This window comes from Streptosporangium sp. NPDC049046, assembly GCF_040649155.1.
Classification (GTDB): domain Bacteria; phylum Actinomycetota; class Actinomycetes; order Streptosporangiales; family Streptosporangiaceae; genus Streptosporangium.
In genome coordinates this window covers 178217-191931 of sequence record NZ_JBEZEZ010000004.1, presented here as the reverse complement: position 1 = coordinate 191931, position 13715 = coordinate 178217, and the positions used below count along the sequence as shown (strand labels likewise).

At 70.4% G+C, this 13715-nt stretch carries 12 protein-coding genes; 3 read left to right on the top strand and 9 right to left on the bottom strand.

The features are described from left to right. Positions 1-9: 9 nt before the first annotated feature. On the top strand, positions 10-873 hold the full coding sequence (locus AB0B96_RS07255; protein WP_362897026.1) for an STM4011 family radical SAM protein: 864 nt from the start codon (positions 10-12) through the stop codon (positions 871-873). A gap of 146 nt (positions 874-1019) precedes the next feature. Here the strand turns inward: AB0B96_RS07255 and AB0B96_RS07250 are convergent, their stop codons facing one another. After that, positions 1020-1679: a TetR/AcrR family transcriptional regulator gene (locus AB0B96_RS07250; protein WP_362897025.1), complete on the bottom strand. Its 660-nt coding sequence runs from the start codon at positions 1677-1679 to the stop codon at positions 1020-1022. A gap of 293 nt (positions 1680-1972) precedes the next feature. Between AB0B96_RS07250 and AB0B96_RS07245 the strand changes: the two genes are divergently transcribed. Beyond that, complete coding sequence (locus AB0B96_RS07245) at positions 1973-2347, top strand: DoxX family protein (protein ID WP_362897024.1); 375 nt, start codon at positions 1973-1975, stop codon at positions 2345-2347. A gap of 185 nt (positions 2348-2532) precedes the next feature. Here AB0B96_RS07245 and AB0B96_RS07240 read toward each other — a convergent pair whose 3' ends face one another. The 5 genes from AB0B96_RS07240 to AB0B96_RS07220 all read right to left on the bottom strand — a co-directional run bounded on the left by AB0B96_RS07240 (position 2533) and on the right by AB0B96_RS07220 (position 7529). Further along, positions 2533-3186, bottom strand: a complete 654-nt coding sequence (locus AB0B96_RS07240; RefSeq protein ID WP_362897023.1) for a biliverdin-producing heme oxygenase — start codon at positions 3184-3186, stop codon at positions 2533-2535. Between the two features lie 60 nt (positions 3187-3246). Then, positions 3247-4536 (bottom strand): acyltransferase, encoded by a 1290-nt coding sequence (locus AB0B96_RS07235; RefSeq protein ID WP_362897022.1) that lies wholly within the window; start codon positions 4534-4536, stop codon positions 3247-3249. Beyond that, a complete protein-coding gene (locus tag AB0B96_RS07230) occupies positions 4529-5269 on the bottom strand; it encodes an alpha/beta hydrolase (RefSeq protein WP_362897021.1) in 741 nt (246 codons plus the stop codon). Before AB0B96_RS07230 ends, AB0B96_RS07235 begins: the two co-directional genes overlap by 8 nt. A gap of 123 nt (positions 5270-5392) precedes the next feature. Beyond that, complete coding sequence (locus AB0B96_RS07225; protein WP_362897020.1) at positions 5393-6169, bottom strand: response regulator transcription factor; 777 nt, start codon at positions 6167-6169, stop codon at positions 5393-5395. Positions 6170-6206: 37 nt separating this feature from the next. Further along, positions 6207-7529 (bottom strand): histidine kinase, encoded by a 1323-nt coding sequence (locus tag AB0B96_RS07220; protein WP_362897019.1) that lies wholly within the window; start codon positions 7527-7529, stop codon positions 6207-6209. A 514-nt stretch (positions 7530-8043) separates the two neighbouring features. Here AB0B96_RS07220 and AB0B96_RS07215 point away from each other — a divergent pair. Further along, the gene (locus AB0B96_RS07215; RefSeq protein WP_362897018.1) at positions 8044-8706 is read left to right on the top strand and encodes a cellulose-binding domain-containing protein; all 663 of its coding nucleotides are present in this window, start codon (positions 8044-8046) and stop codon (positions 8704-8706) included. Between the two features lie 164 nt (positions 8707-8870). Here the strand turns inward: AB0B96_RS07215 and AB0B96_RS07210 are convergent, their stop codons facing one another. The 3 genes from AB0B96_RS07210 to AB0B96_RS07200 all read right to left on the bottom strand — a co-directional run bounded on the left by AB0B96_RS07210 (position 8871) and on the right by AB0B96_RS07200 (position 13700). Then, positions 8871-11363 carry an ATP-binding cassette domain-containing protein gene (locus AB0B96_RS07210; protein ID WP_362897017.1) on the bottom strand — a complete coding sequence of 831 codons (2493 nt, stop codon included), beginning with the start codon at positions 11361-11363 and terminating at the stop codon, positions 8871-8873. Between the two features lie 71 nt (positions 11364-11434). Next, positions 11435-12601: a substrate-binding domain-containing protein gene (locus tag AB0B96_RS07205; protein ID WP_362897016.1), complete on the bottom strand. Its 1167-nt coding sequence runs from the start codon at positions 12599-12601 to the stop codon at positions 11435-11437. A 52-nt stretch (positions 12602-12653) separates the two neighbouring features. Then, entirely contained in the window at positions 12654-13700 is a 1047-nt protein-coding gene (locus AB0B96_RS07200; protein WP_350943672.1) for an ABC transporter permease, read from the bottom strand. Between the last annotated feature and the right edge of the window lie 15 nt (positions 13701-13715).

The window sequence follows — 13715 nt, the reverse complement described above, 5'->3', positions numbered from 1 at the left end:
CGTCCAGCGATGCCCGGCCGGTCGCAGGGTGAGTTGACGATCCTCTACCGGGGGCCGCTGGCGAGCTGCGACTACGACTGCCCCTACTGCCCGTTCGCCAAGCGGCGTGACAACCCGGAGCAGCTGAGCCGGGACCGGGTGGCGTTGGAGCGCTTCACCGCGTGGGTGGCCGGGCGAGACCATCCGGTCTCGGTGCTGTTCACCCCCTGGGGCGAGGGCCTGGTCCGCTCGTGGTACCGCCGGGCGATGGTCGAGCTGAGCCACCTTCCCCACGTGCGGCGGGTCGCCATCCAGACCAACTTCAGCTGCCGGTCCGGCTGGCTGGCCGAGGCCGACCTGGACACGCTCGCCCTCTGGGTCACCTACCACCCCGGACAGGTCACCTACCAGCGTTTCCTCGGCCGCTGCCGTGACCTCCTCGAGCGGGGGGTCCGCTTCAGCGTCGGCGTCGTCGGCCTGCCCGAGCACCTCGGCCAGGCTCGCCGCCTCCGGGCCGACCTGCCGCCGGAGGTGTACCTCTGGGTGAACGCCGCGGAGGGCACCGTCTACACCGACGACGAGGCGGACGCCTGGACGGAGATCGACCCGCTGTTCCAGTACAGCAGGACCCCGCACCGGAGCGCGGGCCTGCCCTGCCGTACCGGAGACAGCGTGGTCTCCGTCGACGGCGACGGCACCGTGCGGCGCTGCCACTTCGTCCCGGCCGTGCTCGGCAACCTCTACGACGGCACGTTCGCCCCGAGGGCCGCGGTGTGCCCGGTGGCGGTGTGCGACTGCCACATCGGCTACGTGCACCTGGAGACGACCGGCCTGTACGACGTCTTCGCCGGGGGAGTCCTTGAACGCATCCCCGCACTTCTGCCACCGGGCTGAGCGGAGGGTCCGGCCGACTCCGGGAAGCTCGGATACCGTTCCGGGGAGCCCGGGGAGCCCGGGGAGCCCGGGGAGCCCGGGGAGCCCGGGGAGCCCGGGGAGCCCGGGGAGCCCGGGGAGCCCGGGGAGCCCGGGGACTCCGCGACTCAGATACCGTCCTCGGGGGCGGGGGCGGGGGCGGGGGCGGGGGCGGGGGCGGGGGCGGAGGCGCTCGGGCAACCGAGGCCGCGGAGCACGAAACCCGAGACGATCCTCTCGGCCTCCTCGGGCGTCACCTCACCGCTGAGCAGCGGGACCCGCTCGGCGCCGATGACGGCGAGGATGATCCGGGCGGCGGCGGCCACGTCGGGGGCCTGGAAGTCCCCCGATGACACGCCGCTCTCGATGATGCCCGTCAGGATGCGCTGCATCGGCTCGACGTGGTCGGCCAGGCGCTGGTAGGCGTCGGGGCCGAGCGCCGCGGACAGGTCGGCGGGGCCGGGGTGCGGGTGGGCGAGCAACCCGTCGAGCTGGAGCCTGACGAAGACCCGCAGGCGCTCGGCGGGTGAGGCCCGGTCGGGCAGTTCCCGCTCGTAGCTGTCGATGAAGTAGTGCGTCACCCGCTCGGTGAAGGCGAGCAGCAGCGCGGCCTTGTCCGGGAAGTAGTTGTACAGCACGGTGCGGGTGATCTCGGCCTCGCTCGCCACGTCGGTCATGGAGATGGCGTCGATGCCCTGGTCACGCGAGAGACGCGAGACGGCCCGCAGGATGCGATCCTGAGTCTGGGCGCGGTGCTCGCCGATGGTCGCGGCCGAAATCCGGGGCATGGCCCCATGGTCGCACAATGCCGTCCCGGGCTGTCAGGTCGTTTCGGGGTCGGGCGTTGCCCGGGTCCATGGCGAGACACGGGTCATCGAATATCTCCGAGGAGACCCCGCCTTCTGGCAGGGGCGGAATCGGAACCCCGTGGAGCAGGGCGGGAGTGGGCGGGAACGTGGGGCCGGCGTGGTAGGCGCGGCGGGCGTCGAGGGTTGGGCCGATCCCCGGTCGGGCGCCTTCAGCGCCCGCGCTACGGTGGCGGCGAACGAAGCCGTGCCTTTACCTGTTTTCGGAGTTCCTCATGAATATTGCCCTCTGGGCCGTGCAGATCCTGCTCGCCGGGATGTTCCTCATCGCGGGTCTCACCAAGGCCACCCAGCCGCGCGAGGAACTCATCCCCAAACTGGGGGGATGGGTGGAGGATTTCTCCGCCGCTCAGATCAAGGGCATCGGCGTTCTTGAGGTGCTGGCCGGGATCGGGCTGGTCCTGCCCGCCGTCTCCGGCATCCTGCCCGTGCTGACCCCGCTCGCCGCCGCCGGCCTGGTGATCACGATGATCGGCGCCATCGTCGTGCACGTCAGGCGCAAGGAGTATTCGGCGCTTGTGATGAACGTGATCCTTCTCCTGCTGGCCGGCTTCGTGGCCTGGGGACGTTTCGGGCCGTACGCCTTCTGAGTACCGTAGGCCCCTCGGGGCTTTCTCCGGGACCGGAGGATTGACGCCGGACGGGTGAACGCTCCGGCGCGAGGACATCCGTACTCCAGGCAAGAGCAGGTATCAGCTGGTCATCGACCCGCGAAACGCTCCGGCACGGATACACCTGTGCCGGAGCGTTCACCCATGTCGTGGAGGGACCGGGTTCAGGCGGCGACCTCTGCCCTGGCCACCCGGCCGAGCTCGCTCAGGACCTCGGTGTTGAGCAGGTAGGCGAGCTTGGTCTCGCGGATCAGACGCTGCTTCTCCGCCTCGTCCAGAGGCAGCGCGTCCAGCCGGGCCCGATACTCGTTCTTGAACCGGGGCAGGCTGCCGATCTCGTCGAACAGGTAGAAGTCGACGCCGCCCCCCGGCTGGTAGCCGTAGATCTTCTGCAGCTCCATCCGGATGAACTGTCCGCCGGACAGGTCGCCCATGTAGCGGGTGTAGTGGTGGGCGATGTAGCCGGCGGGCCAGGTGGCGACCTGGTTGATCCGGGCGACCAGGGTGAGGGTCGGCTTGGAGGGCTCGATCCTGGAGCGCCAGCCGGATCCGTAGATCGTCTCCAGGTCGCGGACCAGGGCCTCCTCCCGGTAGAGCTCGGGGAGGACGAACGGTGCCGCGACGGGGTCCTCGGCGAGCGAACGCGAGGCGCCGTCCAGGGCGACGTAGGCGAAGTAGTGCTGGGCGACCATCTCACCGTACGCCTCGGGGCTGAGGCGGCCCGCCATCAGGGCCTTGAGGTAGCTCTCGTCCTCGGCGGATTCGTGGTCACCCCAGGTGGCGTTCCTGAGAACTTCGGAGAAGGGCGAATCGCTCATGATCACTCCGCGACGAGGGACACTTTCATGACACAGTGTCACAAAAATCGCGCCACATCGTCAAGCCGATGACGACACCCTGTCATTAAATCGCCCCCGAGTTGATCCGGGAAGGCAGGCGAGCGCGAGAACGGCCGCGAACACCGGTATCCAGGCCAGCCGATGCAGCAACCAGACAGGCTCGTCGGGCGTGGCCAGCAGGCCGGGTACGTCGCCGAAACGCAGGGCGGCGACGGCGATCGCGCTCACCGCGCTCTGATGCCACAGGAAAAGCGTCATCGCCGACAGGTTCGCCAACGCGACCACCGCCCACAACCGGGGACGCCGCATCAACCGGGCCAGCGGCGCGCGTACGAGCAGCGCCACCCCCACCTGGGCGAGTCCGAAGCAGACCACGGCCAGGCTGGGCGGGCTGAGGTTGGAGGCCGCGTCCCCGGTCACGCCCACCATGCTCGCCGGATACCCGAACGCGCCGACCAGCAGCGCGGCCCCGGCCACGCCGCCGATCAGCAGCGCCGCGGCCACCCGCCGCGAGGCGAGCAGCCCGCCCGCCCAGGCGATCCCCAGCGCGTACGGCACCAGCCACCCGGCCGTCAGGTTCGCCCATCCCGTCCAGGCCGGGGCGCCGAACCGGAACCTGGCCAGGTCCACCCCGAGCACGACCGCGAACGCCACGGCGGCGATGACGACCGGATGCGCGCGCAGGAGAAGCGGGGTGGCCGCGGTCAGCACGGCGAAGACGGCGAGGAACCACAGCGGCCCGATCGCCGGGAGCACCATCACCCTGATCGTTCCCGCCGAGGACCCGCGCAGCGCCATCCCCACCGCGATCCCCGCCCAGACCAGGGCCAGCGGCACCACCGGCCCCAGCAGTCTTCCCATCCGGGCCCGCACCCAGATCCCCGACGGGTACGCACCGCTCGCCGTCCCCCGACGTGGACCGCGCGCCGCCACGGGACCCGCAGCGTGCGACGGGGAGTCCGGTCCGCGGGTCTCCATCTCGTGGTTCTCCGGTCTGCGGATCTCCGGTTCGGGGGGCACCGGTCCATGCGCCTTTCGGGGGCGGCTCCCCGGGACGCGGGCCGCCGAGCGGAGGCCGCGGGCCGCCGCGTAGCCGCCGACTAGGAAGAACACCGCCAGCGTCTGCAACACCCAGGACATCGGTGTGAACTCCGGCAGGTGGGCGAGCGGGCTGGACAGGTGAACGGCCCCCGCCGCGCCCCGATCCCACGCCGTCACCAGCCAGTGCCCCAGCACCACGCCCACGATCGCGAGCGCCCGCAGCGCGTCCACCCCACGATCCCTGCCCTCGGGGGTGGTCGCCCCGATCCGGGCCGCGAGGCTAGCCACGGGACACCTCGCCGGCCCGGCCGAGCGCGATCAGGGCCAGGTTGCGCAGAGACTCGCCACCCGGCCGGAGATACTCGCTGTGATCTGCGGAACCGGTACCGAACAGGCGGGCGCCGAAGGCCGGGCCGGCGGGGTCGGGGCCGAATCCGAGCGGCCCGATCCTGAGCTTGGGCGCCTCACGTATCCAGTCGCGGGTGCCGCTGCCCGCCCACAACCGGGTGCCGCCCAGTTCGGCGGCCGACGAGACGCCCAGCCCAGGGCTGCCGAACACGACCGTGTCCGCGACCCCGGAACCGGGCACGGCCCCGGCGCACACCACCGATCCGTAGCTGTGACACAGCAGGCTGACCCGTTTCCCCCCGAGCGCTCCGGTGACGTACCGCCGCAACTCCACCGCGCCCCGCTCCGCAGCCTCGCCGGTCACCGCGCGCAGGCTGAGCATCGCCGGGCTGTCGTAACCGAGCCAGGCGACCACCGCGAGCCGCGCCCCCGGATCCAACGCCCGCGCCTCGGCCAGCAACGCCCGTGCCCCGCCCCCCGGTGTGCTGTACGGCCTCGCCCGGCCGCCGTCGAAGGTGGCGGCCGTGGTGTCGGTGCCGGGAACGATGACCGCGACGTGCTCGGCCGTGCCGAGGTCGCCGTAGACCCGCACCACCCGGTCGCCCGCCGGCGGCGGAACCGTCACGTAGGCGAACGCCGCGGCGGCGACCACGGCGAGCGTACGGCGGAACATGCGAGCCTCCTGTCCGGTCTGAAGAACCAGACAGAACGCTAGGAATCACACCCCCTAACCCGCGTCACCCCGAGGCGGTCACCTTCCCCGTCCCCCTTGGGCACGAAGGGACCGATCCCGGGGTCACTCGCCGGGGCGGACCAGGCCCGTCTCGTAGGCGTGGACGATCGCCTGGGCGCGGTCGCGCAGGTTCAGCTTCGCGAGGATCCGGCCCACATGGGTCTTGACCGTCTGTTCCGAGAGCATGAGCTCCTCGGCGATCTCCTGGTTGGACCTGCCGCGCGCGATGAGCGCGAGCACTTCGGTCTCCCGCTCGGTGATGTCGTCCAGCCGCCCGCGCGGGCGGCTCGGGCCGACGCGGGCGAACTCCGCGATCAGCCGCCGGGTCACCGAGGGCGCCAGCAGCGCCTCCCCGGCCGCCACCACCCGGACCGCCTCGGCGAGTTGTTGCGCGGAGGCGTCCTTGAGCAGGAAGCCACTCGCCCCCGCGCGCAGCGCCTCGTACACGTAGTCGTCGAGGTCGAACGTGGTCAGGATCAGCACCTTCGGCAGGGAAGGACGCGCGCCGGGATCGTCGGGCGGGCCGGGGGAGGCGGGGGAGTCCGGTCGTACGGAGGAGTGCGTGGGTGCGGCGGGTCCGGAGCTCGCCCGTAAGGAAGGGGCGGGAGGAGAAGAGGTGCCGGGGGTGAGGATGTGGCGGGTGGCGGTGAGGCCGTCCATCACCGGCATGCGCACGTCCATCAGCACCACGTCGGGCCGCAACTCGGCCACCCGTGCCACGGCCTCGGCGCCGTTGGCGGCCTCGCCGACGACCTCGATGTCGGGTTGTGAGCTCAGGAACACGGTGAAACCGGTCCGTACCATGCCCTGGTCGTCGGCGATGAGCACCCGGATCGTCATCGCATCTCCTTGAGCGGGGAGTTTTCGGGGGAGGGGGTCATGCGTCCTCGGTGATCGGCAGTATGGCGGTGACCGCGAAGCCGGTCCCGGTCGGACCGGCCCAGAGCCTCCCGCCGAGCATGGACACCCGCTCCCGCATCCCGATCAGGCCGTGTCCCATATGTCCCTTGGCCTCTCGCTTCTGGGGGAAGCGGTGCCCGGTGTTGTTCGTCACGTTGACGTGCAGTTCGGAGCGGTACCGGGCGATGCGCAGCGAGACGTTGGAGCCGGGGGCGTGCCGCATGGCGTTGCTGAGAGACTCCTGGGCGATCCGGTAGGCGGACAGACTCACCGCCGTGGGCAGCTCGATCAGGTTGCCGGCCAGTTTGAGCGTCACGTCGAGCCCGGCGGAGCGCGCGGTGTCGACGAGTTCCTCCAGGCGGCCGAGGCCCGGCTGCGGCGCGGTGTCGGCGTGCTCGTCCCCCTCCCGCAGGACGCCGAGCACGCGGCGCATCTCGGTCATCGCCGAGAGGGACAGCGCCCGGATCTCCCTCAGCCCGTCCTCCAGGCGCCGCGCGTCCCCGGCAGCCTGCATCGGGACGGCCTCGGCCTGGATGGCGATCACCGACATGTGGTGGGCGACGACGTCGTGGAGCTCCCTGGCGATCCTGGCCCGTTCCTCAAGGGCGGCCTGGGCCGCGAGGGCGCGCTCGCTGCGTCGTTCCTCCCTGGCCAGCAGTCCGGCGGCCAGCCGCCGGGCGCGCACGTTGTGGCCGAACAGGACGGTCACCGTGACCATGCCGGTGATGACGGTCACCGAGTCGGGATGGATCATCCAGGAGCCCAGGACCGAGGCGATCCACACACCGATGGTGATGTGCCGCTCGCAGCGGACCGCGACCGCGTAGACCACGAGCGTGTACATGAACGTGGTGGACGTGGTGTAGGGGATGCCGATGAGGAGTTGCCGCGAGACGACCGTTCCCAACGGGATGAGAAGGAAGGCCGACCGCCAGGCCGCCAGCGGCCACCGGTCGCGCAGCGCGAGCGGCAGGGAGAAGGCGAGGGCCGCGAACACGATCCCCTGGGGATCGAGGGGAGAGCGCGTCGCGACCACCCGGTCCTGGAGGTCGGACAGGGCCAGATTGAACAACAGGAAGGCGAGCAGCAGGTCACCCAGCAGGACCAGGTCCACCCTGCGGAAGGGCAGCAGTCCCAGCACTCCCGGCATCCGGGGAGCGAGGCGGCGCGACCGAGGACGGGCCGGGTCGGACACCCCGGTCACCAGCGCCTCGGTGAGCGGGCGGACCAGCGGTACGGCGATCTCCCGCACCCGCCACGTACGTCGCGAGAGGAACCGCCGGGCGGAGCTGGAGATCACCGGAACAGCCTAGGCAGGGTGGGGCCCACTCCGCGTCCCACCGTGGGGTGAGACCTCGGCATCACCCGCAGGAGCCACTCGGCCACCGTGGGGCGAGACCCCGGCATCACCCGCAGGAACCACCCGGGGTCTTTCGGAAGAGCGGTCCACCCGGAGCGGTGGCCTTGCCTTGGTACCTCCCGTGTCCTCACCGTGGGCCGAGGACCTTCTCCGGCTCTCCGTCGGTACCCGTCTTCGCTGAACGTTTCATCGGCCGACCTCGTTCATCAGGGACAGCCGGGCGTGGTGGTCGCGCGGCGTTGACCATTCCCATCCTGAGGGTGATTTTCGTGGAAAAGACTGATCGGTACGGGGAGGTAGGTCGATGCGAGTAAGGACATGGTTGGCCGGTTGGGTCACCGGAGGATTGACGGCCGCGGCTCTCGTCCTCATGGCGGCAGGGAGCGCCACGGCCGCACCGGCACCGGCGCCGTCGCCCGCTCCGTCCGGTGCCCCTCCGTGCCATACGGGCCCGGTGACCCCGGCGCCCTCCAGCAGCCCGCCGACCGCGCCGGGAACGCCGACGGTCCTGAGCGTCGTGCTCAACTCGGCACGCCTGAGCTGGGCCGCCTCCAGCGACCCGCAGGGCATCGCCTGCTACTACGTGTACGAGGACAGGAACGGCACGGCCGTCAGGGTGGCCACCTTCCAGTCCGCGGCGACCGAGGGGACGGTCTACCTTCCGTTTCCCCCGCGCGGCGTCGAGTCGGTGACGTACCACCTGTACGTCGTGGCCGTCGACCCCCTGAACGAGGTGAGCCCTCCGTCCGGAACGGTGGCCGTCAAGATCTACAACGACCTCCCGCCGGTACCCACCGGCAGTTGCGAGGTGGAGTACACCTCCTGGCCGTGGAGCACCGGAATGAGCACGCACATCAAGATCTCCAACACCGGCTCCACCCCCCTCACCGACTGGCGGCTCACGTTCACCTTCGCCGACTCAGGTCAGCGGGTGACCTCAGGCTGGGAGGCCACCTGGTCGCAGACCGGGACCGCGGTGACGGCCAAGAGCCTGGCCTGGAACAAGGACCTGTCTCCCGGGCAGTCCCGGCTCATCGGCTTCCAGGGAACCCATGGCGGAGCCAACCCCACCCCGGCGGCCTTCCAGATCAACGGGATCGTGTGTAGCCGGGGGTGAGGGAGAGAACGGTCTGATGACACGTCCGTTCTGAACGGTCAAGGTGTGCCCGACAGCGTGACCGGAAGCCGAAGAGGGCCCCGGTGGTCCCGGTGGCAGCCGGTCGCGATGTCGGGCACCCGTGATCCGGGCTGCCCGCCGGGAGGCGCGTGACCGTCCGCCTGTCACGCTCGCGCGGTGCGGACCTGTGAGTAGATCGCCGTCGCGCCCAGTGCCATGAGACCCAGCATCCAGTACTGCCACGACTGCGACAGACCGAGGAACACCGTGGTGTTCTGGATGAGCTGCAGGAGCACGACTCCGAACAGGACGCCGACGAAGCTTCCCCTGCCCCCGAAGATCGAGGCCCCACCGAGGACGACCGCGGTGATGGCGGCCATCGTGTAACTGATGCCCGCCGTCGGGTCGCCCACGCCGATCTGCGCCATCAGCAGCAGGGCACCGCACACGGTGAAGAGCGCGCTGGCCAGATAGACGACCAGGTGAACGCGTTCCACCGGGATGCCCCGGTTCCGTGCCGCGTGTTCCGACGAGCCGGCCCCCCGCAACCTGAGCCCCGTCATGGAGCGCCTGGACATCACTTCCAGCAGGACGAGGAGAACGGCACCGACGATCACAGCCCAGGGAATCGGGCCGATGCGCGCGCTGAGCGCCTCGGTGACGGAGGTGGCGATGGAGCCTCCGGGCGAGTCCCGCATGAACAGGGAGAATCCCTGGAGCGCGGTGTAGGTGACCAAAGTGGCGACCACCGGTGTCACCCTGGCGAATCTGACCATCGCTCCGTTGGCCAGACCCACACCGGTCGCCATGAGGATCATCAGCAGGAAGCCCAGGATCCACCAGCCGGCCCCGTACCCGTCGAGGACGTAGAACGACGCGATGACCACGAGGGCCCCGCTCAGGGGGCCGACGGAGAGGTCGATCCCCCCGGTGAGGATGACGACGAGCTGGCCGGCGGCGAGGAAGAGTACCGGTGCCAGCAGTCCCAGCATGCTCGCGATGTTGAACTCGGACAGGAAGCGGTCGCTACGGGTCGCGCTCACCACGGCGAGCAGCACGATCGCGATCGCGAGGAACGCGCTGGGTGCCTGCTCGCTGGAGAGCAGGCGCCGCACTCCGCCGAACAGGCCCGTGCCTCGTGTCCGTACCGAGGACTCCGCCGTCCGCGCCGAGGTCGCGGCCGTCAGGGACGCCTCGGTGAGGGAGTGGTCGGAGATCTCGTCGCCGGTCAGTTCGCGGACGACCCGTCCCTGGGAGAAGACCAGTACCCGGTCGCACAACCCGGCCAGTTCGACGTTGTCCGAGCTGAGCACCACGACGGGTGTTCCCGACTCGGCGGTGGAGCGGAGCCGGTGGTAGATGTCGGAGCGGACACCGACGTCGATGCCCTGGGTGGGCTCGTCGCAGAGCAGCACCTTGGGCGCGGAGAGCAGGGCCCGGCCGAGCACGACTTTCTGCTGGTTTCCTCCCGACAGGTGCTCCACGGCGGAGTCGGGCGAGGCCACCTTGATGCCGAGCCGGCTGATCTCCTCGGCCACGATCGAATTTTCCGCCGAGCCTCGCACCACACCGGCGACCGCCGTCTCACCCGTGGCGGCGACGCCCAGGTTCTCCTTGACCGACAGTACGGTCGCGACGCCCTCGACGTGCCGTTCCTGGGGCATGAGCACGACGCCGGCACGCCGGGCACGACGTGGGCTGCCGAGATCGACGGGACGACCGGAGACGATGACGTCGCCGCCGGTCACCGGGTCGGCGCCGCCGAGTGACCGGATGAAGTCGCGCTGTCCGTTGCCCTCCACGCCGGCGAGGCCGAGAACCTCGTTGCGGGCCAGCGTGGTGGTGATCCCCCGGAGCCGGTCCGAGCGCAGGTCCCTGACCTCCATCACGACGTCGCCGACGGACGAGGGGCGCGGTGGGAACAGCGCCTCGATCTCGCGTCCCGCGATGCGGGTGATGACCTCCTGCTCGGATACCTCGGAGGAGAGGAAGGTTCCGCGCACCTGCCCGTCGCGCAGTACCGTGAGCCGGTCGGACAGTGCCATCACGTCGGGCAGCCGATGACTGATGTAGATCACCGTCATGCCGCGGGCCGCGGCGAGCCTGACCTGCTCGAAGAGTCTCTCGATCTCGGCCGCCATGAAGGGCTCGGTCGGTTCGTCGAGAATCAGGACGCCGGGCTCGCAGGCGAAGGCACCGCAGATCTCGACCGCCTGCTTCTCGGCCAGGGTCAACCGCCCGGCCGCGGCGGCCGGGTCGATGTCCATCCCCATGACGAGCAGCTGTTTCCGAGCCCAGTCCTGGGCGTCGCCGAATGACGGCCGCAGCCGCTTCGGCACGCTCAGCAGGAGGTTCTCGGTGACCGTGAGGTCGGGGAGAAGCGCCGGATGCTGGAAGGCGATGGCCAGGCCCTGCTCCCGGGCGGCGATCGGGGACCGCTGCCGCATCGGCGAGCCCGCGATCTCGACGGTGCCGGCGTCGGGTGCCAGTGCGCCGGAGGCCACGGCCATGAGCGTGGACTTCCCGGCGCCGTTCCCTCCGACCAGGGCGTGCACCTCGCCCGGACGGGCCTGGAACTCGACGCCGTCGAGCGCGACGACGCCGGGGAAGCGTTTGGTCACCCCGCGGAGAACCAGTCCAGCGTTCGAATCGGCCATGCGAAGGATCACTCCTCACTCAGGCTCAATGCGCTCCGCCGGGCGCGCGCCCGGCGGAGCACAACGAGTGATCAGTTGTAGGCCTGCTTGAGCTGCTCCGGCGTGAGCTCGGAGGACAGGATCGCGCTGGCGGGAAGGTCGGGGTCGCACTTGGGGGGCTTCGTCTCGTCCAGGGTGTTCTCGAAGATCGGGATGTTGATGATCTCGGGCTCGTCGTTCTTGATGCCCTGGTGAGCGGCGACGGCCTTGCGCAGTGCGAGGCGGATGATCCAGGTACGCGAGGACACGGTCACGGTCTGGAAGGTCGGTTGCTTGGCCGAGTTCTCCTTCCAGGCGCAGGCGAAGCCGTTGAGGTCGTTGGCGGTCCACAGCGGCAGGGGCCGACCGGCCTGGAGGAAGGCGCGGATGCCACCCAGCGACGCGTCACCGGAGTCGGTGATCACACCGTCGATCGTCGGGTATTTGGTGAGCAGTCCGGACACGACCTTCTGCAGCTGGGCCGGGTTCCAGTTCGTGTCGATCGGCTTGCCGGGCTCGTTCAGCAGCTTGACGCTCGCGCAGGCGGTGTTCTCCTTGAGTTCCTTCTCGATACCGACCATCTCGGTGATGCTCTGGGTGTTGCCCGGGGTACCGCCGAGGAAGACGACGTTCCCGCCCTTGCTCCCGAGGTTCTCGCACATCCAGCGCGTCCACGTCACGCCGTCGTTGACCGTGTTGTGGCCGACGAACGTGGTGTAGTCCTGACCCGGTTTGCCTCCCGGGTTCGCCGTCCACGGCACCACCTGCACGCCCGCCTTGTAGGCCTCGCGCAGGGTCGGCAGCAGTGCCTCGCCCGCGTCGGGGAAGACGACCAGGGCCTCGACACCCTGGGCGACCAGGGCCTTGATGTCACTGATCGCCTTCTGCGGGTTGTTCTGACCGTCGGCGTACGGCAGCACGGTGATGTTGGGACACTTGCTCGCCTCGTCCTCGAACTCGGCGCGGGCCGTCTTCCTGAAGGCGTTGTCGCCGGTACCGTCGGCGAGCGCGACCTTCACCGGTTTGGTGCCGCAGAAGTCCGTCATGGGGCGGAGCTGGGAGACGTCTCCGGTCCGGGCCACGTCGCTGTAGACGTCCTGGACACCGCCGGCGGCCTTCGTCTCGCCCGGGCCGCCGGCGCAGCCCGCCGCGCCGAGGAGCGCGAGTGCCAGAACGGCGGCCGAGTGGCGGGCCCGGAATCGAGGTTTGGTGGGAGGCATTGCGATCTCCTGTCGGGGGTGACACTTCTTGGGGAGGGAGGAAGCTCGCCGTTCACGGTGATGACGGCATGGATCGGGTAGCGGGGGAACGGGTTCTCAGCCGCGTGCGGACGGTGCCCCAGGGCACTCCGCGGAACACCACGCTCAGCGCGAGCACGCCTGCCTGGACGAGCAGCTGGGTGGCGGTGGAGGCGCCGGCGGCGAGGACCACCTGGTCCAGCTGGGTGAGGAACAGGGCGGCGACGGCGGTGGCGGCCAGGCTGGTGATGCCGCCGGACAGCAGGCTTCCGCCCAGGACGACGGCCGCGATCGTGGGGAGCAGGTAGGTGTTCCCGAGCAGGATGTCCGGAGTCCGCAGGTAACCCGCGAGCAGGACGCCGGCCAGCGAGTAGCAGATACCCGCCGTCACGTAGGCACCCGCCTCGTAGGAGCCGGTGGGCAGACCGAGCAGCCGCGCCGCGGGCCGCCCGGCGCCGACCGCGACGAAGCGGCGGCCGAGTACCGTGTGCCGGACCCCCCAGTGCGCGAAGGTGACCACCACGACGGCGACCAGCAGCAGGTTGGGGACGCCCCACACGGATCCGACGGCGAAGGCGCTCAGGCCGGGTGCGGCGGAGGCGGGGAACCCCTTGGAGACCTGCAGGACGACGCCGATGAGGATGGAGTTCACCGCGAGGGAGGCGACGAACGCGGCGATGGACAGCCGTACCACGGCGATGCCGATGACCAGACCGCTCACCGCGCCCACCGCGATCCCCATCGCGACCGCCGCCCAGACCGGCACACTCGTGACCGTCGGCAGTTTGGTCGCCAGGACCGCGGCCAGCGCCATCACCCCCGGCACCGACAGATCGATGCCGCCCTGGGAGACGACGAGGGTCTGGCCGAGCGCGGCGATCGCCATCACGGCGGCGAACGGGAGCATCGACAGGACGGCGGAGCCGGACAGGCTGCCGGGGGAGATCAGCGGGCTGGCGGCGAAGAGCAGCAGCGTGATCAGCCAGATCGAGGAGAACCGGCCTGTCAGGAGGCGGCGCGGGTCGATCGGTCCACCGGGAGCGGTGCGCCTCGTCGGCGGCAAGGTCGTATGCCGAGACATTTCCGATTCCCTTTC